The 23,721-nt window shown below is 67.5% G+C and carries 21 protein-coding genes; 8 read left to right on the top strand and 13 right to left on the bottom strand.

Features of this window, described 5'->3' with window-relative positions; genetic code table 11:
- Nucleotides 1-9: 9 nt before the first annotated feature.
- Complete coding sequence (locus AB0L25_RS38970) at nucleotides 10-1,239, bottom strand: helix-turn-helix domain-containing protein (RefSeq protein ID WP_500178423.1); 1,230 nt, start codon at nucleotides 1,237-1,239, stop codon at nucleotides 10-12.
- Between the two features lie 155 nt (nucleotides 1,240-1,394).
- On the opposite strand from AB0L25_RS38970, the gene AB0L25_RS38965 reads away from it, so the two are divergent.
- The 8 genes from AB0L25_RS38965 to AB0L25_RS38930 all read left to right on the top strand — a co-directional run bounded on the left by AB0L25_RS38965 (nucleotide 1,395) and on the right by AB0L25_RS38930 (nucleotide 9,006).
- Complete coding sequence (locus AB0L25_RS38965) at nucleotides 1,395-2,648, top strand: radical SAM/SPASM domain-containing protein (RefSeq protein ID WP_500178421.1); 1,254 nt, start codon at nucleotides 1,395-1,397, stop codon at nucleotides 2,646-2,648.
- A gap of 13 nt (nucleotides 2,649-2,661) precedes the next feature.
- On the top strand, nucleotides 2,662-3,633 hold the full coding sequence (locus tag AB0L25_RS38960; RefSeq protein ID WP_500178420.1) for a radical SAM protein: 972 nt from the start codon (nucleotides 2,662-2,664) through the stop codon (nucleotides 3,631-3,633).
- Between the two features lie 38 nt (nucleotides 3,634-3,671).
- Nucleotides 3,672-4,436: a creatininase family protein gene (locus AB0L25_RS38955; protein WP_500178418.1), complete on the top strand. Its 765-nt coding sequence runs from the start codon at nucleotides 3,672-3,674 to the stop codon at nucleotides 4,434-4,436.
- Nucleotides 4,426-5,637 carry an arylsulfotransferase family protein gene (locus AB0L25_RS38950; RefSeq protein WP_500178416.1) on the top strand — a complete coding sequence of 404 codons (1,212 nt, stop codon included), beginning with the start codon at nucleotides 4,426-4,428 and terminating at the stop codon, nucleotides 5,635-5,637. Before AB0L25_RS38955 ends, AB0L25_RS38950 begins: the two co-directional genes overlap by 11 nt.
- Nucleotides 5,634-6,557, top strand: coding sequence for a glycosyltransferase family 2 protein (locus tag AB0L25_RS38945; protein ID WP_500178414.1), 924 nt, complete (start codon nucleotides 5,634-5,636; stop codon nucleotides 6,555-6,557). The genes AB0L25_RS38950 and AB0L25_RS38945 overlap by 4 nt, the downstream gene beginning before the upstream one ends.
- A 12-nt stretch (nucleotides 6,558-6,569) precedes the next feature.
- Complete coding sequence (locus AB0L25_RS38940) at nucleotides 6,570-7,295, top strand: class I SAM-dependent methyltransferase (protein ID WP_500178412.1); 726 nt, start codon at nucleotides 6,570-6,572, stop codon at nucleotides 7,293-7,295.
- A 65-nt stretch (nucleotides 7,296-7,360) separates the two neighbouring features.
- A complete protein-coding gene (locus AB0L25_RS38935; protein ID WP_500178410.1) occupies nucleotides 7,361-7,921 on the top strand; it encodes a P-loop nucleotide/nucleoside kinase family protein in 561 nt (186 codons plus the stop codon).
- A gap of 332 nt (nucleotides 7,922-8,253) precedes the next feature.
- Nucleotides 8,254-9,006 carry a zinc-ribbon domain containing protein gene (locus AB0L25_RS38930; protein ID WP_500178408.1) on the top strand — a complete coding sequence of 251 codons (753 nt, stop codon included), beginning with the start codon at nucleotides 8,254-8,256 and terminating at the stop codon, nucleotides 9,004-9,006.
- 60 nt (nucleotides 9,007-9,066) lie between these two features.
- On the opposite strand, the gene AB0L25_RS38925 is transcribed toward AB0L25_RS38930, so the two are convergent.
- From AB0L25_RS38925 to AB0L25_RS38870, 12 genes are all read right to left on the bottom strand, one after another.
- The gene (locus AB0L25_RS38925) at nucleotides 9,067-9,561 is read right to left on the bottom strand and encodes a hypothetical protein (RefSeq protein WP_500178406.1); all 495 of its coding nucleotides are present in this window, start codon (nucleotides 9,559-9,561) and stop codon (nucleotides 9,067-9,069) included.
- 760 nt (nucleotides 9,562-10,321) lie between these two features.
- Nucleotides 10,322-10,609, bottom strand: coding sequence for a superinfection immunity protein (locus AB0L25_RS38920; RefSeq protein WP_500178405.1), 288 nt, complete (start codon nucleotides 10,607-10,609; stop codon nucleotides 10,322-10,324).
- 9 nt (nucleotides 10,610-10,618) lie between these two features.
- Nucleotides 10,619-11,485: a hypothetical protein gene (locus tag AB0L25_RS38915; RefSeq protein WP_500178403.1), complete on the bottom strand. Its 867-nt coding sequence runs from the start codon at nucleotides 11,483-11,485 to the stop codon at nucleotides 10,619-10,621.
- 22 nt (nucleotides 11,486-11,507) lie between these two features.
- Complete coding sequence (locus AB0L25_RS38910; RefSeq protein ID WP_500178401.1) at nucleotides 11,508-13,445, bottom strand: toprim domain-containing protein; 1,938 nt, start codon at nucleotides 13,443-13,445, stop codon at nucleotides 11,508-11,510.
- Nucleotides 13,442-14,281: a DUF2637 domain-containing protein gene (locus AB0L25_RS38905; protein ID WP_500178399.1), complete on the bottom strand. Its 840-nt coding sequence runs from the start codon at nucleotides 14,279-14,281 to the stop codon at nucleotides 13,442-13,444. The genes AB0L25_RS38910 and AB0L25_RS38905 overlap by 4 nt, the downstream gene beginning before the upstream one ends.
- Nucleotides 14,282-14,803: 522 nt before the next feature.
- A complete protein-coding gene (locus AB0L25_RS38900) occupies nucleotides 14,804-16,546 on the bottom strand; it encodes a relaxase/mobilization nuclease domain-containing protein (protein WP_500178398.1) in 1,743 nt (580 codons plus the stop codon).
- 27 nt (nucleotides 16,547-16,573) lie between these two features.
- Complete coding sequence (locus tag AB0L25_RS38895; protein WP_500178396.1) at nucleotides 16,574-16,900, bottom strand: hypothetical protein; 327 nt, start codon at nucleotides 16,898-16,900, stop codon at nucleotides 16,574-16,576.
- Between the two features lie 303 nt (nucleotides 16,901-17,203).
- A complete protein-coding gene (locus AB0L25_RS38890; RefSeq protein WP_500178394.1) occupies nucleotides 17,204-17,761 on the bottom strand; it encodes a hypothetical protein in 558 nt (185 codons plus the stop codon).
- A 250-nt stretch (nucleotides 17,762-18,011) separates the two neighbouring features.
- Complete coding sequence (locus tag AB0L25_RS38885; protein WP_500178393.1) at nucleotides 18,012-19,022, bottom strand: helix-turn-helix transcriptional regulator; 1,011 nt, start codon at nucleotides 19,020-19,022, stop codon at nucleotides 18,012-18,014.
- A 22-nt stretch (nucleotides 19,023-19,044) separates the two neighbouring features.
- Nucleotides 19,045-20,301 (bottom strand): MFS transporter, encoded by a 1,257-nt coding sequence (locus tag AB0L25_RS38880; RefSeq protein WP_500178391.1) that lies wholly within the window; start codon nucleotides 20,299-20,301, stop codon nucleotides 19,045-19,047.
- Nucleotides 20,302-20,313: 12 nt separating this feature from the next.
- Nucleotides 20,314-21,936: a S9 family peptidase gene (locus tag AB0L25_RS38875; protein ID WP_500178389.1), complete on the bottom strand. Its 1,623-nt coding sequence runs from the start codon at nucleotides 21,934-21,936 to the stop codon at nucleotides 20,314-20,316.
- A gap of 198 nt (nucleotides 21,937-22,134) precedes the next feature.
- Nucleotides 22,135-23,094, bottom strand: coding sequence for a LuxR C-terminal-related transcriptional regulator (locus AB0L25_RS38870; RefSeq protein ID WP_500178387.1), 960 nt, complete (start codon nucleotides 23,092-23,094; stop codon nucleotides 22,135-22,137).
- Nucleotides 23,095-23,721 lie beyond the last annotated feature (627 nt).

The raw sequence follows: 23,721 nt of genomic DNA, 5'->3' as shown, positions 1-23,721 counted from the left end.
GAAGATCGGTCAGATGATGTTCATCCGGTGAGCGAGGTCGGCGAGCGGGCGGCTGCGGCGACCAACCGTGGTAACGCGTAGCTTCAGGGCGAGCTGGCGGCTCATGACGTGCGTGCGAACCTGCTCGGGTGCGCGTTGTTCAGCGGTGAGCAATTCGTCGATCGCTTCGTCGATCTTGTTGCGCGCCCAGTAGGCGTTGACGACTTCGAGGCTGTGACGAACGGCGCGTTCGGTCGGCAGGCCGGAGGTGTCGATGTCCGGGATGAGTTTTAGCGCGACGGGAACGTCGCCGAGGGCCATGGCAGTGGTGACTCGGTGGAGCTGAACGTTGGTGGGGCCGAACGCCGTCCAAAGGTGATTGGAATCGCCGCCCAGCTCGGTGGCTGCGCTTTCGGCTCGAGCAAGGTAATCCTTGGTGGTCGCCCGGTCGTGGGCTTTGGCGGCGGCGACGGCTGAGGGCAGCAGCAGGGTGCCGTAGATCGACAGCAGGCCGGACGAGTCGCGGTCGAGATGTCCGTTCAGGTAGGTGATGGCGCGGTCGGCCATGGCGTTGGCCTCGTCCAAGCGGCCCTGGGATTGAAGGGCGTGGACCACCGAGCGGAGCAGTGACCCGATGACGGCAGGGTCTTCGGAACGCTCGGCGGCGGACAAACCGCGTTGGGCGGCTATCCAGGCGAGGTCGGTCTCACCGAGCTTGGTGAGGATCATGGCGGCGGATTGGCCGGCCAGCGCCGCGAGCCGGTCAGCGCTGCGCCGTTGTTCATGTGGGTACTGCCGGGTCGCCAGCTGGGTCTGAGTCAGCAGAGCGGGCAGGGCCTGAAGCATTCGGCCGTACTGGGAGCCTTGGTAGGCGGTCATCACGGCGGCAAGGTCGGCACGCAGGATGTCCGGGGGCGGCGGGGCGGGCTCGGCCTCGATGGCGGCCAGCAGCGGTGAGAGTTGCTTGTAATCGGTCAACGCAGAACGGATCCGTCCAACGTCGGTGTACTGCCGGGGCCGTGAGCGATCGAATCGGTCGGTTTCATTGCCGATGATATCGAAGACCGAAATGCCCAACACATTCGCAAGCGCACGGATCACACTGATTCTGTCGAGGGCGGCGCGTTCATTTTCGATCTTGCTGAGCCAGTCTTCGGTTCGCCCTACGAGTCCGGCCAGGACTTCCTGGGACATGCCACGCCGCACACGATGCCAGGCCACTCGTTGACCAGGTGAAAGGTGTTCCCAGTGATCAGCCATCGCCTTTCCCGGTGAGCGACCCCGGATTTTCTTTCCGGGTGGACCTCTTGCCGAGGTTCTAGCGTCTTCAACGTCCGCTCCGCAACGGGTTCCGCCGCCACACCGACAGGAATGGCGCGGACGAGCAGATCGCCACGAGACACCATCTGAAACGGATGAACATGCCCCAATTCACCCACCCGGAAGGATGGTCGGAAGTGAGGGGGAACTCCCTGCCCCTGCCCGACCTGCTGCAGACCTCTCCGTACCTCACTCGCGTCATGCCCGGCCACGAGTCTCCGGTGGTCTACTCGAGTGACACCTTCGGGCCGACGTTCCCGGGAGGCGACCCGCCCGGTCCTGACGCGTTGTTCGGCATCATCGGGCTGGATCGGACGATCACCTGGCAGTCCGACCGTCTGGTGCTGGTCATGCTCCGGGAGTGCGCGCCACGGCCGTGTGATGTCGTTCGGCTCACCGAGCGGTTCGGCCCCGAACGGGTGTCCGCGGCCGTCCGGCGCGGCTGGCTGCAGGCCCCTGACGAGCTCTGCCGGAAGTACCGCCTGGTGTCCGGCGAGATCGAGGTCACCTCCCATTGCAACTGGGGTTGCCGCTTCTGTCCGGTTTCCCTCGCCCCCAAGCCCCGCAGGACGATGCCGATGGATCTGTTCGAGGAGGTCATCGGCAAGCTCGCGGACGTTCCCACGCTCGACTACGTGACGTTCCAGTTCTTCAATGAGCCCACTCTGGACCGCCACTTCAACGACCGCGTGCAGATGCTGGCCCAGTACGGCGTGGAGCTCGCGCTCTACACGAACGCATCGGCCCTCACCAGCGAGAAGGTCGATTGTCTGCGGCGGCACGGGATCCTGCGGCATCTGATCGTCAATCTGCCGAGCACCGATGAGGAAGAGTTCATCGACCTGACGGGCTCACGTAGCTACCAGCAGACGATGCGGAACCTGCAGCGGGCGTTGGAGGCCGGGTTCCCCGTTCAGATCGTCGTCAACGGTGTAGGCGAACGCCTCACCCGGAACCTCGAAGCGGTCAAACGCCGTTACGAGCCCCTCGGGGCGCAGGTGTGTCGGAGCCAGACCTGCGATCGAGCCGGGGAACTGCGGAACGAGCACTTCCAGGACGTCCACGTGCAGGGGCGGCTGACCGGCTGCGGCTGGCCGGTCCATCACGCCAACATCAGCGTCCGCGGCGACCTGTTCCTGTGCTGCAACGACTATCACCAGCGCGAAGTGTTCGCCAACATCCGGGACGGCTCGATCGACGAGCTCATGTCCAGTGACGCGGCAGTCACCGCTCGGCGCAAGGTGTTCGGCGTGGTCGACGCCGACGACGGCTTCCTGTGCCGCCGGTGCCACAACCAACGAGCGGACTACGCGGGCCGCGACTTCCGCCCCATCGCGACGTTCGGCTGATGAGGGAGCACCCATGACTTCGCTGAGGATCTGGTACGTCGCGGCGCAGCGGCTGTGCAACCTCGACTGCCCGTACTGCGTGTCCGTCGGCTCCTGGTCGAAGAGCCGCCGCGATGACTGGCGGGCTCCCGCAGACCAGGACGCCTTCACCGAGATCACGTCCTGGATCGGGACGCGGCCCTTCGAAGTGTCGCTGCGCCTGGGCAGCCTCGGAGAGCCGTTCGCCTCGCCGTTCTTCTTGCGGCAGGCAGCATGGCTGACCCGCCGACCCAACGTCCGCTTCGTCGAGCTGTTGTCCAACGCCTCGCTGCTGCAGAGGCGGCTGCCGAAGATGGAGTCGACGGCGAACTTGGGGAAGCTGTCGCTCTGGCTCACCTGGCACCGGACGCAGATGAGCATGGAGAAGTTCATCGCCGCCGCGGAGTTCGCCCAGCGCGAGTACGGCTGCTTCGTGGTCGTCAATGCACTGCTGTTCTCCGGCGGAGACATCGTCCCCATCCGGCAGCTGAAGGACGCCACTGACCAGGCGGGTCTACGGTTCAACCTCGATCTCGGCTACGACCCGTACACGTCGTCCCGGACCTTCACCGACGAGCTGGCCCGTACCGTCCCGGTCATGCGCGATCACAGACTGGCAAGCCAGGTGATCGACGAGGTGGAGGCCGCAGGCGGGGACCGGGAGCTCACGAGAATCGCGCTGCTGGGCTTGCGGTCGCCGCAGGGACGACCGTGCCGCGCGGGGCACGACTACCTGTTCATCGACATCCAGGGCAACGCCTACCGCTGCTCCCGGTACGCGGTTCTGGATCGCGACCGCTACGGCAACGTCCTGGAACCCGACTTCGACTTGAAGCTTCGTCCCCAGACATGGGCGCCGTGCGAGGCGGTCGGCGGCTGCTGCAACAAGGAGGACTTTCTGAACCTCAAGGTCGCCTCGCACCTGCGTCAGCAGGAAGCACCCAGCCTCGGCTGGATCGACGCCTGACACGAACGCCACACGATGATCGGCCCGGAGAGGATCCCATGCTGCTCGGCGAAATGTCATGGCCCGACCTGCAGACCCGTACCCGCGATGCCTACGCCATCATCCCCGTGGGCGCCGTCGAACCGCACGGCCCCCATCTCCCGCTGGCCTCCGACACGGTGATCAGCGACTATTTCGCCGCCCGGCTCGCCCATCAGATCAACGGGCTGATCGCGCCGTCGATCGGCTACGGGGTCGCCACCCCGTCACAACGTCTCGGCGGCGACTTCCCCGGAGTCGTCAACATCAGCGGCCAGACCTTCACCCACCTGGTCACCGACGTTCTCACCGCACTCGCCCGCCACGGCCTGCGCAAATTCGTCATCGTCAACTCCGCGATCGACAACGTCGGCTTCCTGTGCGAATCGGCGCGGATGCTCGCCGACGATCTGCCGGACGCCCGCGTGATGATCGTGAACTGGTGGGACGTGGTCGGTGAGGAGTATCGAAACCGACTCGCCGCCGAAACGGGCGTGGCCCGCACAGAGGACCATCACGCCGCCATGGTGGAGTCCAGCCTCGTCATGCACATCGCACCGCACGCCACCCGCCCCGACCTCGTCCCAGCGTGCCCGCCCCCGCTTCCCGCCCGCCGCATCGCCTATCACGTCTTCCCGCTCCCAGCCGACGTCTCGACCGAGTCCGGTGTCGTATACACCGCCTCCGAGGCCGGCGCACAGCTTGGCGAGCGGGTCGCAGAGCGCGTCGCCCGCGAGCTGGCGGCCGCCGTCCGTCTGGAGTTCGGTGAGTCCGATGAACGGTGACCCGGACGCGCAGCGCGCCTTCCTGTTCTCCCCCTCTTCCTCCTACCCCCGGCCGCTCGCGTGCCTGGTCGACACCGAAGGCAACCTGGTTCACGCCTGGAGCAACCCCGTCGGCCAGCCCGACCCCGCTTCCGCCCCACCGTCCTACCTGCGCGGCTGGAACCACGTGGAACTCGGCGCGGACGGCAGCCTCTACGCCATGGTGCCGCTGCACGCCCTGCTGAAGTTGCGGCCGGACTCCTCTCTCGCATGGAAGGTCGAGATCCCGGTCCATCACGACCTCGAGCTCCGCCCCGGTGGTGAGATCTACGCGCTCACCGAGCGCCCTCGGCTCGTCCCCTGGAACGGAGGTTCACAGCTGGTACTGGACAACCTCATCACCTTCCTCAGTCCTGAGGGCGACGTCATCGAGGAGTTCTCCCTCTACGACCTGCTGACGTCACACGCCGGTATCCGCTCGCTCGTCGACGCTGAGATTTCGCGACGCACCGCGGCCTCTGACTCCCGCACCTTGTCGAGTTTGGACGCTCTCCGGGGTAGCACGGGTCGAGAGGCCTCACGAATCTTGCGAGCCTTGCCGGGCTCCCCCTGCGACGTCTTGCACGCCAACACCCTCGAGGTCCTGCACACTCACCCGAGTGCACTGTGGAAGGCGGGCGACGTACTGGTCTCCCTCCGCGAACTCGACATCATCGCCGTCGTGGACCTGGAGACCCAGCACGTGCGGTGGTACTGGGGGCCGGGCGAACTATCGGCACAGCACCAACCCTCCGCGCTTGCCGACGGGAATTTGCTCGTCTTCGACAACGGGCGAACGAAACAACGCTCGCGCGTCCTGGAGCTCGACCCCATCACCAAAACGATCGTCTGGCAGTACACCGCTGACCCGCCCCAGGCTTTCTTCACCCCGCTGGCCGGCGGATGCGAACGCCTCCCCGGCGGCAACGTCCTTATCACCGACGCCCAGGCAGGACGCGCCATCGAGCTGACGCGCGATGGGCGCATCATCTGGACTCTGCAGATTCACGCCCGGCGACCAACGTCTACGACCTCCCGCTGCGAGGTCTACCGCGTCGCCGCAGTGCCCTCCGAGGTGACCGCCCGACTGTCCAGCAACGCCGACGACGCCCGAAACCTGGCGCATGCCCTCGTGCAGTGCGGAGTCAGCCGAACTTCCCTCCCGGCCCGGAGCAGCCGATGATCACCGTCATCGTCCCCACCCGTGACCGCCCGGGCCCCCTCCACAGGGCGCTGCGCAGCCTGGCCCGCCAGACCTTCCGCGACTTCGAGGTGACCGTCATCGCCGACGGCGGCGTCTCACCCAGCGCCGTCATCGACGCCTGGAAGCAGGAGCTCCCGGTGAGGCTACTCGAAGCCGACGGCAAAGGCGTCTCCCACGCCCGCAACCTCGGCGTCACCACAGCAAACGGCCACTACCTGGCGTTTCTTGATGACGACGACGTCTTCCTACCTCGCCACCTCGAACTCGCCCACCGCGCTCTGTCGGCCGGCAAAGCAGACGTGGTCTACGGCGGAGCGCTCGTCAGCCCGCGCTGGATCGAAGCCGTCCCCCGCCACGCTGCGTCCCTGCCTCGCAAGGACTACCCGTTTAACGACGAGTTCCTGCTCATCGCCAACTACATCCACACCGGATCGGTCGTGACCCGCAATTTCGTCGACAGCCCAGTGCGATTCGACGAACTGATGACCCACTGCGAAGACTGGGACATGTGGCTGGCCCTCCGCCATGGCCTGGCTTACCGGTTCTCCTATCTCGGCGAATGCACCAGCGTGTACCACCAAGTCGCTCACGCCTCCGGCATCGTGGCCTCGGCCTACCAGACCAGCCCCACGCCCTTCACCTCTGCCCGAGCGCACCTCTACCGCAGATGGGCTCCGACAAGAAACCGTCGTCAGATCCACGCCTACCGTGCCTGGTTCGCCGAGTTCGACGCTCGCCTCGACACACGACTCGTCCTCCGGCAGCCGGTGCCTGCCCACGTGTACGAGCACGCGGTCCGGGCCCTCCACTCCGCATTCAGCGACAAAGCCCCGGCCGACCCTGCCCTACTGGACAAGATCCTTCCGCCGCCCATCCCCGAACCCGCAACCGAGCAGTAAGGCTGACAGGCCATGTCCCGGCACCAGTACCCCATCAAAGATGCTGGCGCACCCTATGACGGATTCGCCGATATCTTCGCAGCCGAAGCGGCCGTCAGCGCCTACAACGCCCACTACGACCGTCCGACCGTCCTCGGTCTGCTCGGCGACGTCAGCGGCAGACGCGTCCTGGATGCCGGATGTGGGCCGGGCCTCTACCTCGCGGAGCTGAAGGCCAGAGGCGCCGAGATCGCCGGATTCGACCAAAGCGCCGACATGATCCGTGTCGCCCGGCAACGCCTCGGTCACACTACGGACCTGCGATGCCACGACCTGGGCGAACCACTGCACTGGCTGGACGACCACACGGTCGACCTCGTCCTGGCAGCACTGGTGATCCACTACGTCGATGACCGCGTCGGCGCACTCAGAGAGCTGCACCGCGTCCTGCGCCCCAGTGGTCGGCTGGTGCTGTCCACCAGCCACCCCACCGCCGACTGGCTGGACAGCGGCGGAGGCTACTTCGAGCAGCGCTACGAACAGCAGCAGTGGTCGCACGGCTTCACGCACCGGTACTGGCGCCAGCCCCTCCAGCGCTGGACCGAGGAGTTCACCGCCGTCGGCTTCGTGATCGAGCGCCTCGTCGAGCACCGGCCACAGGCAACGATGTCCCAGCGGCATCCGGCCGAGTACGCCAAGCTCACCCGAGAACCCGGCTTCATCGCCTACCGTCTCGCAAAGTCCGCAGCCACCCGCTGACCGCCGAACCACGCCGCGCATTCCGCCCTCGAGACGGTCACCGACCACGATGGGAACATCTCCACATGACGCTTCCGACGCTGGCGGTGGTGAGCGGCGGCCCCGGAACGGGCAAGACGACCCTCGCCCACCAACTCGCCCAGACCCTGGGCTGCCCCGCGATCATCCGCGACGAGATCAAGCAGGGAATGGTCCTGGCCACCCCCGGCTACCAGGCCGGCGGCGACGATCCACTCAACCGTCCCACCCTGGACGTCTTCTTCAGCGTGCTGAAGACCTTGCTGAGCGCCGGTGTCACCGTCGTCGCCGAAGCCGCCTTCCAAGACCGGCTCTGGCGTCCCAACCTCGAACCCCTCACCACCCTCGCCGACCTTCGCGTCATCCGCTGCACCGTCGACCCCGCCGTCGCCCACGACCGGATCACCCATCGTGCCCGCAACAGCGCCCACCGAGCCGCCCACGGCGACCACGAACTCCTGGAAGCGATCGCCGCCGGACAGCACTCCCTCGACTCCTGGGTGCCGATCCGCATGGAGGTCCCCACCCTGATCGTCGACACCACGGACGGGCACGAACCCGCCGTGTCCGACATCGCCGCCTTCGTAGCCGGGCCAACCGGCTCCTAAGACGTCGCCTCATTGGTGAGGTGGCGGTGGCAGATGAGGGCAGCGGCGATGCCGACGAAGGCCATGAAGTGCTCTCACCGCAGTGACGCTCAACCGACGGCAGCACCGCGACGGCACCGTCTCGCGTCTCTGGCGGCGGTAAATAACCACATCTCCACGCAGATCCCAGACCTGAACACCTTTCTGCTGGACGTCCAGGGCAGCCCCAGAGCGACTGTAGATAACGCCATCGTTCTTGAAGGCCGTGCTACCGTCTTGGCGCCAGATTTCGCATCCGGTTGAATTTCAGTTAGCGCTGCCAGCCTCCGCCGATCGCCGGAGAGGGCCATCACATGACGCGAAGACCGAGGAAGCACAGCACCGCTCGCCGAGGCGATGCTGCTGGTGGGCGCGACGGCGGCGTTCAGTGGGAGAACCATCCACTATACGGGCCGATTCCCTATCGGCGCTTTCCGATTGGCTACGATCTGACATTCCAGCCCGACCTGCCCCCCAGGGCGATACGCGGCGACCCGTCACGGCAGGTGAAGTTCTGCCCGCATTGCCGGCCGCCCAAGTACTTCTACGTGGATCAAGAACTCCGCTGCCGGAACTGCGGCACAACGTTCATCTGGCCTGCAGAACAGCAGCGACACTGGTACGAGGTCCTGCAACTATCCGTAGCAGGCAAGCCGCCCGCTCTGTGCCCCGGTTGCAGACGCGAACGGCGGGCGGCCCGCGCGATCGGGCGGCGGCTCGCTCGCGCGACGGACAACGTCCGTGAGAATCCCGACGACGTCGATGCACTGTTGGAGTTCGCCGCCGCGATGGCCAAGCATGGCAAGAAACTCGGCTCGGGTGACCTGGCACGTGGGGTCGCCGCGGCACGCAAGGCTTCACGGCTCGACCCGAGTGCGGTTACCGCGCACTTTTGGGAGGCGGTATGCCACGAGGCTGCGGGCCGCTCCGAGCGAGCGGCGGACGGCTATCAACGATTCGCGGATGCAGCACACGCACGCAAGACCCAGAGCGTGCGGAAACTACTCGCACAGGCCCATCGGCGGCTCGCCGAACTGCGCACCATAGCCCCGGCGGAGGATCCATGACACCGAGACTTCCGAGACCCCGCTGACAGCTTCAGTCTGGCACGAATCGACGTCCAGTCCTTACAGCAGGTCGTCGTCAGCTTCGGTGTCGGGGTCGCGTGGGTCGTGGACGCCGGGGGGGCGGAGGTCGGGTGGTGTGAAGGTGTAAGACTTCGAAACGGTCGGCATGGCCGCGAGTTCGACGAAGGCGTCTGGTCGCGTCAGTAGCGGCACGCGTTGATGCGCCGAGGAGTCGGCTGCGGCTGCGCTGCTCGCGCCGTCGGCCGAGATCGTGACAGGCGACTCGGCGTCCGGCGACAGATTTACGATGGCGAGCTCGTCAGGAAGGGCGTGGGGGTCAAAGGCCTCGCCGCAATTGATGAGCAGGCGACGTCTCACCGCCGGGCTTCGAAGGTACCGCTGGGCCTTGGAGACATCCTCTATGAGTGTCAGGCCCGGCACCTCGTCGTCCTGAAAGCTGCCGAGGTCAACGCCGAACAGATGCCACGCACTTTGGCGGGTGAGCACGACCTCGATGGCGTTGCCGGGCTGACGAGTCAGCGTCTCGACAACCATGTGCCGGACGGTGTCTTCGGCTCCGGGGCCGTCAAGGGCCGTGACCGGGGCGACGTACCCCAAGCTGCCCGCCAAAGACGGCGAGCGCTCCGAGGCAGGTACGTGCACGTCCGATCGATGACCTCGGCCCCATGCGCGGGAGAGGGTGGATCGGCCGCCCCGTCCACATGCATATCCAGCGCACACCGCTGCTGTCAGGAGGGCGCCCAGGAGCAATGGACGAGCGCCCCCTCCCTCCTCGTCATGGTGCAGTTGTTGAGGGACGGGACTGGTCTGGTTCGGCTTCAGCTCGGTCTCTGTGTTGGAGGGGCTGCGGTTGGGAGCCGGTCCGGGCGAGTTGGGCGCCTCCGTCGTCGAGTCCGATGTCGCCCGTCTTGACGCTGTTGGCCTTGACGGTCGTGGCCTTGGCGGGGTTGTCGTCAGTTGGGGCTGTCGGGGCGTGGGCTTCCGGGTGGAGCGATGGGGCGGCGGTGGGAAGGAGTCGCGTATTACGTCTTCCCAGTCAGGGTCCTTGCCGGTCCGCATGCTTTCCAGAACTTCCTCGCGAGCCCGGCGACAGACTTCGTCCCGGTCGACGTAGCGAGAGGCGACGGGGCCGAAGGGGCCGCAGGTGGAAGTCGTCTCCGCCCCGGTCGCTTCCGCGGGTTCCATCAGCGCCAGGTTGAGGAGCATAAGGGAGCCCGCGATGACGGCAGACGCCGCACGATGCTGTGCGTTCGTCCGCAGGAACTCGGAGCGGCGGGCCGATGGTGTGAAGGCCCTACACATACGGCTCCCGCCGGAGGTCGCAGCGGTGCGGCATCGGGTGCCGGTCGGAGCGCGGGGCTTTTCGCGGACGCGGGTGCTTGCGGGGCCAGGTGATGGCCATGTACATGGCCACTGGCCAGCCGAGGACGGTCGTGCAGCAAAGGACGTTGACCAGGACGAAGAGCATGAGTTCGTCGACGCCGCGGTGGATGGCGATCAGGGTCGGCAGGACGGCGAGGAAAACCAGGACGGCGATCAGTGCGAGACCCCACAGCCAGTCGGGCTTGATGTCGGTGATCACGGATGCCTCCTAGAGGTTGCGTCGACGGTTGCGGTCGGGTGCCTGGCGTGCCTTTCCTGCGGCGGGTGCCTCGTGCGCCTGCCTGGCGCTCAGTTCCAGGGCTTCTTGGATGGTGAACGGGAAGCCGTCGGCGGCGATTCGGGCCTGCGATGCCGGCCCTGGCATCGCAGGCGCGGGTACGGCTTTGGTGATGACCTCGTCGGACAGGTTGGTCATCGCCTCGAGCGTCGTGCGGAGCTGGCCGGGGTCCAGGTCGAGGCCTTCCTGCAGCCGGTCGGCGATGTGCCGGGCTCGCCGTTCCTGGCGGGCTTCGTCCCACTCTCGGCGGTCCGGGCCATGGACGGTCGCGGCCCATCGGGCACCGGTGCCCTCCTCGAGTTCCGCGCGTCGCGGCGCCGGGTCTCCGGTGCGGACGTTCGGGTCTCGGGTGAAGAAGGGGGCCGCCTCCCGCATGGCCTCGAGGTGATCCTTGCCGTCTTCGCGGAACCGGTCGTAGTGGCTCATGGCGTGCGGGTGCAGGTCGCGCAGGCGTTCTTCGCACTTGCGGACGGCCGAAGCGGCTGCGGCGTTGTCGGCGGCGTAGGGGACGGCGGCGCCCCATGCCTGGGCGACGTCCTGCAGACGCGCCTGCCGTAGCCATTTGCTGTCGTGCGCGGGCGACCAGCGGGTCCGGGCTTCCTGGAACGCCGCTTTGCCGGCTTCACGCTCGATGCGTTCGGCTTCCGCGTTGCGTGCCTGCTGAGCGGCCATTAAGCGGGCCTTCCGGCGTTCGTTTCCCTGCTGGATCGCGACGGCGATGGTGATGATCTGGACGAGACGTTGACCGCTGTGGATGAAGCCTTCGGTGATCGGGTCGGGGTGCTGCTGGCTTGTCATGTAGTTCTCCTTGGACGGTCGCCTACTTGCGGGCATGCCGAGTCGATCGGCTTCCCGTGTGGGTGGAGGGTTGTGCTGGACGCGCCGGTGATGCGTCCTTCGTCGGCTCGGGACTGATCGCGGAAGCGACGGCGGCGGTGACCTCGGCCGGGTCCACCTCGGTGCGAGCGGCGACGCGGGTCACCTGCCGGGCAATCTGGGACGGCGGCAGTTCGGCGATCACGCGTGCGGCGGAACGGGCTGCTGCGAGCCGGGTCTCGATGAACTTCAGTTCCCCGAACTCGTCCAGTCTCTCATCAACCAGCAGGTCAGGGAGGGGGATCGAGGCGTGTAGCCCTTCGATGACAGCTGACTGTCTCTCTGGAGATAGCAGGTCCGCGGGGTCGCGGCCTTCGGGGAGCATGGCCGCGTCGATCGGGCCGGTGATGTGGCGGAGTGTGCGCCATGAGCGGAGCACGGCGGTTCGGCCGGCGCGGTCGCCGTCCAGCGCGAGGACGAGCCCGGAGTTCTTGAGGTCGCACCGACGGCCGAGCGCATCGACGTGCGCAGGGGTGATCGCCGTTCCGCAGGGAGCGACGGCGACGTACTCCGCAGGCATCGTGACGTTGACTGCGATGGCGTCCAGTGGTCCTTCGACCAAGAGCGGCCGAACGCCTTGGGCGAGACGTTCCCTTCCCTCGGTCAGTCCGAAGAGGAGCTCGTGTTTGTGGAAGACGGCCGTCTCGGGTGTGTTGAGGTATTTCGGCCCGTTGCCGCCGTCGGGACGTCGGCCGATGAACCCGACGACGGCGCCGTCTTCATCCCGGAACGGGAGGAGCACGCGGTTGTAGAACAGGTCGGTGAGGTCACCGCTGCGCCCTTGTCGCGCGAGACCGGCGTGCACGATCAGCTGATCGGCATGGCCACGTTCCCGCAAGTGCTGGACGAGCGCCTGGCGTGCGCGCGATGCGTGGCCGACCTCCCATCGCTCCTGCACGGCAGGGGTGAACCCACGGTCGGCCAGGTAGTCGGCCGACCAGCTGCCACGAAGGTTGCTCACGAAGAAGCGATGCGCATCGGCCACGGCGGCGAGAACCTCCTCCCGCTCGTTGACACCGCTGGACGGGCCGACGCTGGCGTTCGCTTCTGGTGCCGCCGTCGGGCTCTTGGACGGACCGGCGTGAAGGTTCGTCATCCGGCGGCGAAGCCGGGCCGTCGTGCGAAGGACCTGCTCGCCGACAGCCCGGATGGCGGCTGCCGGGGCCGCGCGTTCGTCCGTCCCCGCCCACTGCCGGGTGGGCGGGAAGGCCGGGATCGTGCCTGTAAGGCCGAGTTCGGCCAGTACCAGGTACGCGACCGAGTCGGCAACGACTCGCCTCACGCTGCGGCATGCGGCGGCGTCCGAGGTCGGCGGGTCGACATGGTCGGCGGGCTGGATCGCGTGCGCGAGCTGGTGCGCGAGCATGGTCGCCGCTACGGTGTCGTCGAGTTCCGGGCTGATGGTTATCCGTTGTTCGGGACGGCCGAGGTACGTCCAGCCCTGGCCTCGGTCGACGTACAAGCCGAGTTCGGCGGCGAGTTGAGACAGCCGCGCGAGCCCTTGGACGGGCATTGGTCGTGCGGACTCGTCGGGCGCCTCTCCACTGGTCTGGGCGATGTCGAAGACAGGCCGTGGTCGTCCCCGGGTGGAGATGATGCGGATTCCCGCTTCCCCTCGAAGTACCTGGCGGCCAAGCCTTTGCCAGTCGTCATAGGAGCGGACATCGATCGCGCTGGACCGCTGAGCCGGGATCAGCAACGTGTTGATGAAGCCGAAACGCGCGTGGTGTCTGGCGTCTTCGAGCCACTGTTCCCAGGTGAGGCGTCCCTCGTACAGGCTCGTCACGCGGTGGACCGCGATGCCGTGTAGAACATCGAGCTGGCGGTTCCGTTCATCCTCGCGCTCGGTGCGCCCAGCGCTCGCGTCGGACGCGGACGTCATGGCGCGTCCCTCCGAGAGCGTTCACTGCGCACGGCGGCGACGAGCTTCGCCACTCGTTTGTTGGCGACCGTGTAGCCGAGTTCGCGGAGTTGGGGCCCCAGCTTGTCCCTGGTGAGCCGCACGCCTTGACGCTCGGCTTCCTCCTGGAGTCGGCGGACGACCGCCATCAGTTCGTCCTCGCCGGAGGGTCGGCCCGGGTTCGGGCCGGTTCGCGGCCGAACCTCGGCGACGGCCGCGCCGGTGGGCAGCTTGCGGAGTGCCAGCCGTTCTTCCAACGGCGCTCGCCACCGCCACGTCCACCTGCCGTATTGCTGTTGCAGTGCGGAGACGGCGAGCAGGTGACGGTATTCGAGGTCCAGGCCGTGCCGGTAGCCGGTGATGTGCCACAGGACCATCCGGCGCCACAGCAGCAGACTCGACACCGGTGCGAGCAGCCAGCGCACGGTCGGGACCCGCTCGAGACGGCTCCCGGAGGCGAGTCCGACCCACCGGCGGATCAGGTGCCGCGCGCCCTCGACGACGATGATGAAGAGGGTCGGCATGGCCGCATGCATGACGACGCCTGCGAACTCGCCCCGCGCGGCGGCGACGTTCACCAGTACGGTGCCGACGATGTAGGCCCAGGCCGTCCAGCGCAGGACGGGCCACGGCATGTCGAGGTACTCCATCAGGAGGTCCCACGTCAGCAGGATCAGGATGCCCAGGTCCATGCCGATCGGGACGATCCAGGCGAGACCTCCGAAGTGCGGTTCGGCCATCTCGCGGACGGTCGAGAACGATGCCATGCCCCCGAGCACGGCAAGGCCACCGATCAATGGGGCCACCGTGATGGCCACGATTTTGGTGACCTTCGCGGTCGCCGCTCCGGTTCCGTCGGCGGCCTTGGGGACGTCCTCTGTCTGCGCCTTAGGCGATGGACGACGGCCCCTGCTCACCGCAGCCGCCTCTCCAGCATCCAGTCCACGAGCCGGGCGACGTATCGCACTTCGTTCGTCGGCCCGAGCAGCCGGCCATGAGCGGTGACGTACGCGTAAGCGTCCTCAGCACCCGCGCAAAGAACGGTCTCGGACCATCCGTTGCGGTGCACTCGCAGCTGCCACCGTCCGTTCCGCGGCTTGCGGACGCGCGTCGAGATGCCCAGGCGCCCGAGCTCGAAGCGCAACCGGAGGAGGCGCGCACGCCGCTCCTCGTGTTCGGTCCTCGGCCTCCTGCCGACCTGTGTTCCCATCGCTCCCCCGTTGGCATTCGCTGATGAATCCACTGGGCCATCAACCAAAGTCCTTGACCAGAACGATGCAGGACGCGCGGAGCGTGGTCAATCAAAGTAGATGATCGGCGTGTCGAATTCCTGGAGACAGTCACCGACCTGGCGCCCGCCGTCGGGTCGCGGGGCTCGCTGGCTTCGGAGGCGACCGCCGCGGCCCGCCGGCTTCCGGCGGACGCCATGGGTCGGGAAAGCCCGTCAACGCGAGCATCGCCTGTGCGGAGGCAGGGGTCGAGCGGAGGTCTCGGAGGTGTCGAGCCGCAGCGCGAGCGGCCTCGGCTTGCGCCTGGTGCTGCTGAAGCCGACGAACGTGAGCGATGGTCTCCAGCAGCGAATGCAGATTCGCCATCAGCGTCATCACCGATACGGCGAGGTCGTCCTTCGGCGAACCCGCCAGTCTCAGCAGCCGGGCCGCCGCGCGCAGCGCGTTGCCCGCGGGGCTGGGGCGGGGGACGCGGCCATGGGGAGCTCGGGCGGCGCGATCGTAGGCGTGTGCCGCACGCCGGAGTTGGCGGTTTCCAGTGGCCGTGGCCGCGGTGTGCAGAGCATCCGCGGCGGCCCAGCAGGCGTCCTGCGCGGCGTACGGGTTGGTCACCAGGTGACGCCGGACTTGAGCGGTCGCGTACGCCGCCGCCTTGGCCGCATCCTCGTAGAGGGCGCGCCGCTCCTCGGGCGTGAGGTCGACCAACGGTGCTCGCCGTGGCACGTTCGGAGCGTCCCAGCGCGCTCGCAACCTGGTCAAGGACAGGTCCTCGGCGAGGCGGCTTCCCGGGTACCAGGTGACTTCCTCCTTGTCCTGGGCGGGAAGGGCGACTGCGTAACCGGTGATCTGTTCGGGAGATCGTTGGCTGTGGCGGAGCTTGACCAGCAGTCCGTTCCGCCGCAGCGCGTCCGCGAACTGGTGGGCCGTCCGCGCGTCGTCCGCGGCGCGGCGGACGGCCGTCCGCAGGACGGCCCGCGCGGACGGAGCGGACAGGTGCCGTCTGAACTCGTCCGCCGTCCACCGCCGACGCAGCTTTGGAAGGGTGAGGTCGGCGGCGAGCTTCCCGCCGCCGTACCAGACCGGTCCCCCGTCGGCGTTCCGGTCGTCGGGCAGGGCAACGGAGTAACCGGTGATCTCGCCGGACGTCCGTCGGCTGTAACGCCGTCGGACCAGCAGGCCATCGCTGCTCAGGCGTGCGAAGAACGCGTGCTCGTCGGCTGCTCCGGCCGCCGCCGTCTGCACCTTGCGGCGCAGGACGGTCCGCGGCGGCTCTTTTCGTCCGCGGCGGACGGCCTTTTCGGACTCGGCCCGCTTCGGCCGCCGCGCGGCCGTCCGGTCGGCCGGAGCGGTGGACCGTAGTCCGAACCGGCGCTCCACTGCCCGGCAGGCCTCGCGCACTCGATACCCGTCGTTCCAGACGTTCGGCCGTACGCCGTCCGCGCGCGCCAGGGTGGCGACGATGTGGATGTGGTCGTCGGCGTGGCGGACGGCGATCCAGCGGACGCCGTCCGCGTCGCCGTCCGCGCCCAGTCCGGTGCGGACCATGACCTCGTCCGCGATCTGCGCCCACTGCCGGTCGGACAGCACCGGGTCGTCCGGCGCCGCCCGCAACGACAGGTGCCACACCGGCTTGCCGAAACTGCGTTCGCCCAATTGCGCAACGGGCTGCATCAGCAGGCCGTCCAGCTGACTGAAGTCGCGGCGTCCGTCTTCACGGTGGCCGGGTTCGAGCTCGGCGGGACTCCGGAACCCCGCCACGATGCGCGGATTCTGATGCTCGCCGTGTCTGCCGGGTCCGTAAAGGTAACGAAGCAGGCCCTGCGCACGTTTGCCGCGCAGCACCTTGCCGATCACCCACGCCTCCCCGACCGCGAGAGGCGATCAGGGAAGCCGGCGGCGGAGCTCTTCGGCAAGATCGTCGAGCCTGCGGACCGTCCGTGCCGCCGCTTCGGCGTACCAGCGGATCTGCGGGACCGGCTCCCCCGAATGCAGCGCCGCGACGACCTGGTTGAGGTTCACGCCGATCCGCCGGGCCTGACCTGACGCCTGCATCACCTCACCCAGCACCTCGCGCAGCACCGCGTACTCAGGCCGCTCTCGACCATGCACCACGGCCATCGTCGCCGACGCCACGAACGTTCCAAGGGCCAGCCGATCCCTCGCCGCAGCAGTACGGACGAGCTCGTACTCGTCGTCGGCGAATGCCACCCTGACCGACCGCCGTCGAGGCGGAGTACGCTGCGTCCGCCGGTTCACCCGCGCATGCCTGTCGCCCAACCTCACCTCCTGGATCGCGCCCGATCCCCCGGCCGCCACGCGGTCGGACCGCGCCCGGTCCGACCGCGTTAAGTGAACGTTTCGCATTTCTTGCCCCGCGTCGGTGGAGCAGCATTGGCCGTGGCGGCGCTCCGCCGACACGGGGCACGACCGTGGGCTAAAGACGGTCCAACGAGAGCACGACTGGACGTCCGGCCACCGTCTCGAAGACCCGTCCGTTCACGATGGACGTACTCAAGGTTCGCGTCTGGGCCGTGAAGGATGCGGAGACGAGGGGCGCTGCGCTGCGGGAGGCTCCGCCTTGGCTTGCCCGGCCAGAGCCTCCTTGATGGAGGTGGGGAAGTCGTTCTTGGCCGGTTCAAGTTCCGGGGCCGTCTGATCGGCGGCCGCCACTTCTCGCTTGTCCAACGTGTCGGCGCTGTCTGTCGCGCCGTGAACGGCGGTCAGCGCCCCTTGCGCACGCCGGAACGACTCGCCGAGTTCCGCCGCCTGCTCGTATGCCCGCGCCAGCGCGTCGTGCGCTTGCACAACGACCGGTGTGGGATCGAGGCCGCGGTCGTGTCCGAGCCGTCCCGCCGCCAGTTCCCGGTCGAGGACGGCATCGATCTGCTCGGCCGTTCGGGCCATGCCGAACGCGGCCTGTGCCAGGTTCCCCAAGACGGAGTACAGGACTTCCGGCCGTGTCGGACCGGACCGCCCTTCGACCGACTGATTGAGGTCGCGAGCTTGCCGGTACAGGCCGCCGGCAAGTCGCTCAATGTCCTCGTCGGTGTGGGTGTCGACTTCGTCCATGCGAGATGCCCTCCAGCATCAACAGAATGAGATTGACCATGCAGGGCTCCCTTCTCTCCAGATGACGGTTCGAGGCCGCAGGCGCCGTGAAAGCCCCGCGACCGGCTGCGTTACAGCCTGCCCTATCACGTCCACGGTGACCACTAAGATCAGCGGCGTGGCGTGATGTCACTTTAAGTTCTTGATCTCCGTGCGCCACCTCATGACTCGGCGCACCGGCCGTACACCGGCAGGGACGCTCAGGGGTCGCCTAATCGAGCAAGCCGCGCTGCACCGCCACGACTCCGAGTGCGAAGCGGTTCTCCACGCCGAGGGCGTCCCGGATGGCGTTGACCTGGCGGCCGACCGTGGCGACGCTCACGCCTACTTGGTCGGCTATGGCCTTTTCGGTCATGCCCTGCACCAGCAGGCGAAGGATCTTCATCTGTGTCGGTGGCAGTGGCCCCTCGTCATCCTCCTGGATGCCGTAGGGCGTGGCATTCGCCCAGAGAAGCTCGAAGTACTCACGTAGGGCTCCGACGATCACCGAGGACTGGACCAGCAACGCTCCCGCCGACTCGCTTTCGGCCAAGGGCAGCAAGGCGATGGCCTCATCAGCGAGCCTCATGCTCACGGCGAGCTGTGGGAGAAGCCGAACAGTCCCGCCTGCTCGCACGAGGGCGTCGATTCGCTCACGTGCGGCGGACTCCTCGACGCGGTTCATCTCGTAGATGGCTCGGCACCTGACGGTGCCGAATCTCAAGGTCGGGTGCTCGGTGGGCCGGCCGCCGCCCACGCCGTCACCGAGGAGCAACCAGTCGCGCTGTGCCGAACCCGCCAGGGTCCCTTCCAGGGCGTGGATCCGACTCTGATCGGTGATGATCTGCACCAACTGGTCCATGGACCTGTCTGCTGCGGCTTCCTGCGCCGCGTGGGCCTCGCGCAGGCGCTCCTGGCCGTCCAGTAGCCGCCGATGTTCGGCCGCCAGGTCTTCGGCATGCCGGGCGAGGGCTCGCTGCAGCACCAGATCGGGAGACGCCGGGACGAGCACCGATCGTCCATCCGCGCCATCGTCCTGCAGGTACGCCATTCCTTCGGTGAGGAGGCGGTTCGAGCTGTGGTCGTCTCCGAACAGGTGCCGTGCCTCCGCGAGGAGGCAGCGCTCGCGAACCAGCAATGAGACGTAGGGCGCCATGAGCTCTTCTGGCACCACGCCATCCAGGAGTCGTCGCGCCCTCACCGTGAGCGGGCTGCTCTGTACACCCACGTAGTCACCAGCCATGGTCGATGTGAACCTTTCCGGCTCAGGCCAGCACAGACGACGTCTTCCGAACGGTGCTGACGTCTGTGGATCCGCCGCGAACGCTGGGGAGCAGCCTTAGAGCGAGCAGCGTCAACGCTGTTGCGCCGAGGGCCGTCAGAGCGGCTGCGGAGACGATGGTCTGTGGTCCGAAGTTCGCCACCAGCGGGCCGGAGAAGAGGACGGTCACAGGCATCAGCACGTAGCTCGTGACCATGTTCCAGCTGTTCACCCGGACCAGCACGGCCGACGGGATGTTGGCCTGCAGTGCGGTCGTCCAGAAGACGTAGTAGGTCGCCTGCAACGCACCGGGCACGACGGCGGCCACGGCGATGGCCTGCCAGTGGGCGCCGCCTCCCATCAGGAGCATCGGCAGAGACACGGACGCGGGCAGGAGCACCGTGATGTAGAGGAGGCGAGCGGGTCGCCACCGGGCTCCGATCAGGGCTCCGGCCAGGGCACCGAGTGGTTGGGCGGCACCGATGATTCCCCATGCCCACGCACCACCGTGCCCGTCGGCGGTGTAGAGCGGTCCGGCGATCTTCATGTAGACGACCATCGCCGTGGTGATCGCGGTGTAGTGCAGGGTGATGATCCAGACCCACGGCCGACTTCTGAACGCGCGCCAGCCCGTCCATAGGTCGCGCAGAGGGTTGGCGGTGGCTCGTCCTGGGTGGTGGGTCGCCAGGCGAGTGAGGATCACGGCGCTGATGCCGCACAGTGCCCCTCGTGTCCCTGCCGCCCAGGCGGGCCCGACCAGGGTGACCACGGCGCCGGACGTCACGAAGCCGATGAGGTGTCCGGCTGACTCCGTCTGGTTGATCAGAGCATTCCCCACCGGCCGTTTCGCGCGGGCGAGAAGGTCGGCGATGATGCCTCGAACCGTCGGCAGGAAGATGGCCGTCGCGACTCCCCCGATGCCAGCCAGTGAGCAGAGCAATGCCAAAGGGGCCTTCTCCATGGAGAAGGACGCCCCGAGCGCCAACCATGCGGCGCATGCGAGCAATTCTGCGCATATGAGGACGTGATGACGCCGGAAGCGGTCGCCAAGGACGCCTCCGCCGAGGATGAGCAGGGCGGGGAAGGCGTTGCAGGCGACGACGAGGGAGAGTTCGCGGGCGCCGTAGCCCATGCCCATGACGCCCCAGGCGAGTGCGATGTGCCCCATGCCCACGCTCGTGCTCGAGATGACGCGGGAGACGAACAGGGGTGAGACCGTCCGGTCCCTGAACAGGGCGAACGGTGACGATGTCCGAGACAAGGATCGAGTGCCTTACGTGTCGAGCAGGTGCGTGACGAGGAACTCCGCGATGTCTCCGTAGGCACGAATCTCGTTGTCGCGGTTGGTGAAGCCGTGTCCCTCGTCGGGGTAGATGTCGTACCGGACGTCGACGCCGCGTTCGCGGAGCCGGGTGACGATCTGATCGGACTCGTCCTGCGGGACGCGCGGGTCGTGGGCGCCCTGGATGACGAACAACGGCGCGTCGATCCCGTCCGCGTAGGTGATGGGCGAACGCTGGATGAGGTGTTCGGCGTCCGTGTCGGGGTCGCCGAGGACGGCGGCGACCATGGCCTTCCAGGTGGGCGGGCAGGCTTTGGCGAGCGTGAGCAGGTTGGACGGCGCGCAGATCGTCACTCCGGCCGCCCATGGGACGCGTAGGCGTGCGAGGCAGGACAGGGTGGCGAAGCCGCCGTACGAACCGCCCATCGCCGCGATCCGGCCGGCGTCGATGTCCGGATGCTTCCGCAGGTACCGCACCGCGTGGTCGAGGTCGTCCAGGTCGGGCCCGCCCCAGTCGCGGTAGATCAGGAGCTGGTGGGCGAGGCCGTAGCCGGTGGAGCCGGCGATGTTCGGCGCGAGGATGGCGATGCCGCGGGCGAGCAGGTACTGGTACAGGCCGGCGTAGGCGTACTCGGGGCGTTCCTGCGCCTCGGGGCCTCCGTGGATCGACAGCAGCACGGGGTGCGGCCCCGGGGTGTTCGGCCGGTAGAGCAGCGCGTGCACGCGACGACCGTCCTGGGACGGGTAAGTGATCATGTCGGGTTCGACCGGGGTCACCGTCTGAAGGGCGGGCGGACGAGTGTCGGTCAGGTACCGGAAACCGGCGGAGAGGTCGAGCACTCCGATCTCGCTCGGCCGAGCCGCCGAGTCGATCTCCAGGACGATTTTCTCCGCGTCGGGCGTGATGACCAGCGCATCGATCACCCCTTGGGGGAGCTGCGGCAACGGCAGGTCGCCGCCGTCCCTGCGGCCGTGGAGGACCGAGCGCCCGTTCTCGTTCGTCGCCCACAGCAGGGTGTTGCCGGTGGCTTCGATGAGTTCGACGTCCCACTCCCCCGCGGTGACCTGGGTCAGGGACGCATCGCGAAGGGAGTAGAAGCCGATGGTGCTGAACTCGCCCCAGAGGTCGGTGCCCAGGTAGAAGCCTGACGAGTCGGGCGTCCATGGTCCCGGCGAGAAGAAGCCCATGCCGTGTTCGGCGGTCAGGCACACGGGAGCGGCTCCGGCGTCGGACAGATCGACCAGGTAAGCGGCGACGTCGCTGTTCGACCGGCTGCCGCGAACGGTCAGCCACCGTCCGTCGCGCGAGACGCGGGCAGGGGTGAAAACGACGCCTTCGGGCGGGCTGATCCGCCGCTCGCTGTCATCGGACAGGTCCCGTACGAGGATGTCTTGCACGGTTTCGTCGCGATCGTTCGCCGCGTAGACGAGGTAGCGACCGTCCACGTCGAACGGGTCGTCGGCGAGGACACGCTGGCAGTCCGGCCCCGGACTGATCTCGGTGAGGTCTTCGCCGTCGACGCCGACCGAGTAGAGCCTGAACTGCTCGTCACCCTCGCGGTCTGCGGTGAAGACCAGGCTCTTTCCGTCCGGTGCCCACGCGACCTGTGACACCGCCTGGTTCGTCAACCGCGTCAGCTGACACGGCCGTCCTCCGGTCAGGGGCGTTGTCCATACGTCGAAGTTGCCAGCGGCGTTGCCTACGTAGGCCACCGTCTGTCCGTCCGGGGAGACGGCGAGGGCCTGGCGGAAACGCTGCCGAGGAACGAAGTCCAGGTACTCGAGCATTGGGGGCTCCTCCGTCGAGGGTTACTACTGGATCCAGCCGCGGCGGACGGCGGCCGCACCGGCGGCGACGCGGTTGTCCGCACCGAGCTTCTTGCGGATGGCACCGATGTGCCGGCTCACGCTCTGAGCCGACATGCCGAGCTCACGTGCAATGCGGGCATCGGTCATGTCTTGGGCGAGCAATTGGAGGAGCCGCCACTGGACGGCGTTCACCGGCGGCTCAGGTTCAGCGGCGCCAAGCGGCACGGCTCGCTCCCACAGCAACTCGAAGTACTGGCGTAGGGCACGAACCAGGAGCGGAGAGAGCACCAGCAGTGCTCCGGAGGCGCCGGTCTGGGTCAAGGGCAGCAACGCCACCGCCTCGTCGGCGAGCTTCATCTTCATGCCGACCTTGGGGAGAGTACGCGCCTCCTCCCCCGCCTGACCGTTGACCTCGATGATGCGAGCGCCCACCCGGCTCTCGGCGCAGGACGCCTGGTAGATGGAACGGCACCTGACCTCGCCCTCGAACGTGGGCAGCGGAGGCATCCCGGCCAGTTCCTCCAGGGGCCGCTCCATCGCGAAGTTCTCGAGCGTCAGCCAGTGCTGCCGTGCCGTGCTGAGCAGTGCACGGGAAACGTCCCCGATCTCCGCCCGGTTGGTGAGGACCCTCACCAACTGCTTGGTCTCGGCTTCCAGAGCCCCGGGGAACGGATGGGCCGCGGCCATGCGGCGATGTCCTTCGAGGAGCCGCTCCTGCTTCGCGATGAGCTTGCGGGAGAGCGCTGCGAGGCTGCTCTGCAGAGCCAATTCGGGAGGGATGGCCACGAGCCGCGGTTCGAGGGCCAGCCCGACCGGCTCTACATAGGCCATTCCCGATTCGGTAAGGGCGTCCACGATCTCCGGACCGCCGAGAAGCTCGGCCGCCTCGCCGTTCAAACAGCCGTCCCGCACGAGCAGTTCCTTGTACGCGACGAGCACGTCGTCCTCGACGATGTCCTTCAACAGCCTCGTCGCGGTCTCCCCCGCTTCACGACCCACCGCCACCTCCAGGCACAGAGAGTAACGACTCTGGATGTCTGCGTCACGAGGGTCTGACGCGCGTTTCGCGGTGCAGAACGCACTTGACGATGTGGGCCGAAGGGAGCCTTCGGCGAGGCTGCGGGTCGACGAGTGTCCGCGTGGCTGCATCAACCCCTGCGAGCAACGCACGCTCGCCCAATGAACGCCGCAGCCGTACCGTCCGCTTACCGTCCGGCTCTCTCCGGCCCCCAACTCCCCTCGACCGGCTTCAAGCAGGCACGGGAACGCACTACTAGTGCGTGTCCGAGGGACCACTGGCCGTTGGAGGAAGTAGAGACCTTTTACGGCTGCAGTCGCTCTGGCAGGGGCTCTATGAACCTTCACGAGCCTGGCAGCGTTCGGGCACTGCTGGACGAGGCTGTGGCCGGCGGGCTATGGCCCGCTGTCGGAACCGTCGAAGTTGGTGGTTGGCCCCTCTTCGACGCTGTGACACCGCTCGATCCGCCGGACAGGCCCTAGTGTCCTGAGTCATTAATTCGCCTGCAGTACGAGGCGAGGGTGTCGAGAATTTCGTCGGCTGTCTTCGTCCAGATGAAGGGTCTGGGGTCT

The sequence above is a fragment of the Spirillospora sp. NPDC052242 genome, assembly GCF_040679555.1.
GTDB lineage: Bacteria > Actinomycetota > Actinomycetes > Streptosporangiales > Streptosporangiaceae > Spirillospora.
This window is presented reverse-complemented; position numbering and strand designations above follow the sequence as displayed.